Below are 2,376 nucleotides of genomic sequence, written 5' to 3' on the forward strand. Positions count from 1 at the left end.
GGTGGCCCCGGAGCGGCGGCGGACGGGGCTCGCGCGGCGGGTCATGGGGGCGCTCGCGCGGACGGCGCTCGCGGAGGGCGCCTCGGCGGCGTGGCTCCAGGTCGAGCGGGACAACGAGGCGGCGGTCGCGCTGTACACGCGGCTCGGCTTCACGGTGCACCACCACTACCACCACTACCGGGCCCCGGAGCCGGCGTGAACGGGGCGGAGGGCGGGGCGGCGGACCGGGCCCGGGCCAGGGCGGAGCGCAGGGCGCTCTTCGCGGCCGAGGCGCGCGAGGAACGGCCCTCGCTCTCGCGGCTGTGCCTGCTGCTCGCGGCCGAGGGCGACGAGAAGCTGACCCCGGCGGGCATCGACGCGGCGGAGGCCGAACTCGACCGGCTCGCGGGCGCGCTGCCCTTCCGTCCCGGCGGCCCGGCGGACTGGGCGCGGGCGCTGCGCGAGGTGCTGGGGGCGCGCGAGGGCTTCCACGGGGAGCCCCGGGACTACGAGCGCCTGGAGTCCTCGCTCCTGCACGAGGTGCTGCGGCGCAGGCGGGGGCTGCCGATCCTGCTCTCGGTGGTGTGGATCGAGGTCGCGCGGCGCGCGGGCGCCCCGGTGCACGGGGTCGCGCTGCCGGGGCACTTCGTGGTGGGGCTCGGCGCGCCGGGGGACGTGCTCGTGGACCCGTTCGGCGCGGGCCGGCCCCTGGACCGTACGGAGGCTGCCGACCTCGTGGAGCGGACGACGGGCGGGCCGCTGAGCCCGGACCGCCTCTCCCCCGCGGGCCCGCTGGAGATCGTCCGGCGCGTCCTCGGCAACATCACCGCCTGGGCGCGGGCGCGCCCCGAGCGCACCGACGTCGCCCTGTGGGCGGCCGAACTGGGCCTGCTCCTGCCCGCCCACCCGGCCGAACTGCGCCGCGACCGGGCCCGCCTCCTGGTGAGCCGCGGCGACTACCTGGAGGCGGCGGCGGAGTTCGAGCGGTACGCGGAGGTCGTCGAGGCGGTGTCGGGCGAACTCGCGGCGGCGGTACGGGCGGAGGGGCGCGCGGCGCGGGCCCGGCTGAACTGAGCGCGGCCACCACCATCAAGCCCCGGTGCGGAGCCCCGTGACGGCAGCCGGACGAGCCCGGCCGACCCGCCCCGAACGCCTCACAGCCACCCCTTCTCGCGCGCGACGCGCACCGCGTCGGCGCGGTTGCGGGCGGCGAGTTTCTGGATCGCCGTGGAGAGGTAGTTGCGCACGGTGCCCTGGGAGAGGTGGAGGGCGGTGGCGAGTTCGGCGTTGCCCGCGCCCCCGGCGGCGGCGCGCAGGACCTCCGCCTCGCGCGGCGTGAGCGGGTTGGCGCCCTCGGCGAGGGCCGCGGCGGCGAGGGCCGGGTCGATGACACGTTCCCCGGCGAGCACCTGGCGCACGGCGGCGGCGAGTTCGGCGGCCGGGGCGTCCTTGACGAGGAAGGCGCTCGCGCCCGCCTCCATCGCGCGCCGCAGGTAACCGGGCCTGCCGAAGGTCGTGAGGATGACGACGCGGACGCCGGGCAGCGCCTCGCGCAGCGCGGCGGCGGCGTCGAGCCCCGTCATGCCGGGCATCTCGATGTCGAGCAGTGCGACGTCCACGGCGTGGGCCCGCGCGGCGGCCACCACCTCGTCCCCGCGCGCGACCTGCGCGACCACGGTCATGTCGCCCTCCAGGCCGAGCAGGGCGGCGAGCGCCTCGCGCACCATCGCCTGGTCCTCGGCGAGCAGGAGGCGTACGGGGCCGGGGGTCGTCATGCGGGCAGCTTAGGCGGCGGGCCCCCCGGACAAGCGGTCGCCGGGCGACGAGGCCCCTGGCGGCGGGTCCCCCGGTGGCGGGCCTCCTGGTGGCGGGTCCTCCGGTGGCGGGCCTCCTGGTGGCGGGCCCCCGGGCTCCGCCTCGCCGAGCGGTACGTGGGCGCTCAGCGCGAATCCCCCACGCCGCCCCGCCCGCGCCGGGCCCGTCGTCAGGGTGCCGCCGACGTCGGCGAGGCGTTCCCGCAGGCCCGTCAGACCGTGGCCGTGGCCCGGTGCCGCGCCCGCCGCGCCCTCGCCGTCGTCCTCCACGCGCAGCTCCAGGTACGGGCCCTGGAGGCTCTGGCGCGTGGTCAGGGTCACCTGGCAGGCGCGGGCGCCGCTGTGGCGTACGACGTTGGTGACCGCCTCGCGCAGGACCCAGGCGAGCGCGGCGGCGGGCTCCGGGGGCAGCGCGGGCGCCTCCTCGGGGAGCCGCGCCTCGATGCCCGCCGTGACGAGAGCGATGCGGGCGCCCGCGAGTTCGCCGTCGAGCGTGGGCTGCCGGTAGCCGCCGACCGCCGCGCGGACGTCGATGAGGGCCTGGCGGCCGACCTGTTCGATCTCGGCGACCTGCCGGGCGGCC

General features: G+C 78.8%; 4 protein-coding genes. 2 read left to right on the plus strand and 2 right to left on the minus strand.

The window, feature by feature from the left end:
* The coding region (locus tag G3I42_RS08155; RefSeq protein WP_164283797.1) for a GNAT family N-acetyltransferase at positions 1-199 on the plus strand (199 nt) is incomplete at its 5' end.
* A complete protein-coding gene (locus G3I42_RS08160) occupies positions 196-1,053 on the plus strand; it encodes a transglutaminase-like domain-containing protein (protein ID WP_164283799.1) in 858 nt (285 codons plus the stop codon). The genes G3I42_RS08155 and G3I42_RS08160, both read left to right, overlap by 4 nt.
* An 80-nt stretch (positions 1,054-1,133) precedes the next feature.
* On the opposite strand, the gene G3I42_RS08165 is transcribed toward G3I42_RS08160, so the two are convergent.
* Positions 1,134-1,754 (minus strand): response regulator transcription factor, encoded by a 621-nt coding sequence (locus G3I42_RS08165; protein WP_164283801.1) that lies wholly within the window; start codon positions 1,752-1,754, stop codon positions 1,134-1,136.
* Positions 1,755-1,763: 9 nt separating this feature from the next.
* Positions 1,764-2,376: ATP-binding protein (locus tag G3I42_RS08170; RefSeq protein WP_343244483.1), on the minus strand; the 613-nt coding region annotated here is incomplete at its 5' end.

It is taken from the genome of Streptomyces sp. SID11385 (genome assembly GCF_010548245.1).
Classification (GTDB): Bacteria; Actinomycetota; Actinomycetes; order Streptomycetales; family Streptomycetaceae; genus Streptomyces.

Coding starts and splice junctions, on each gene's coding strand:
- G3I42_RS08165 (WP_164283801.1), bottom strand. CDS start 1,754: ATGACGACCCCCGGCCCCGTACGCCTCCTGCTCGCCGAGGACCAGGCG.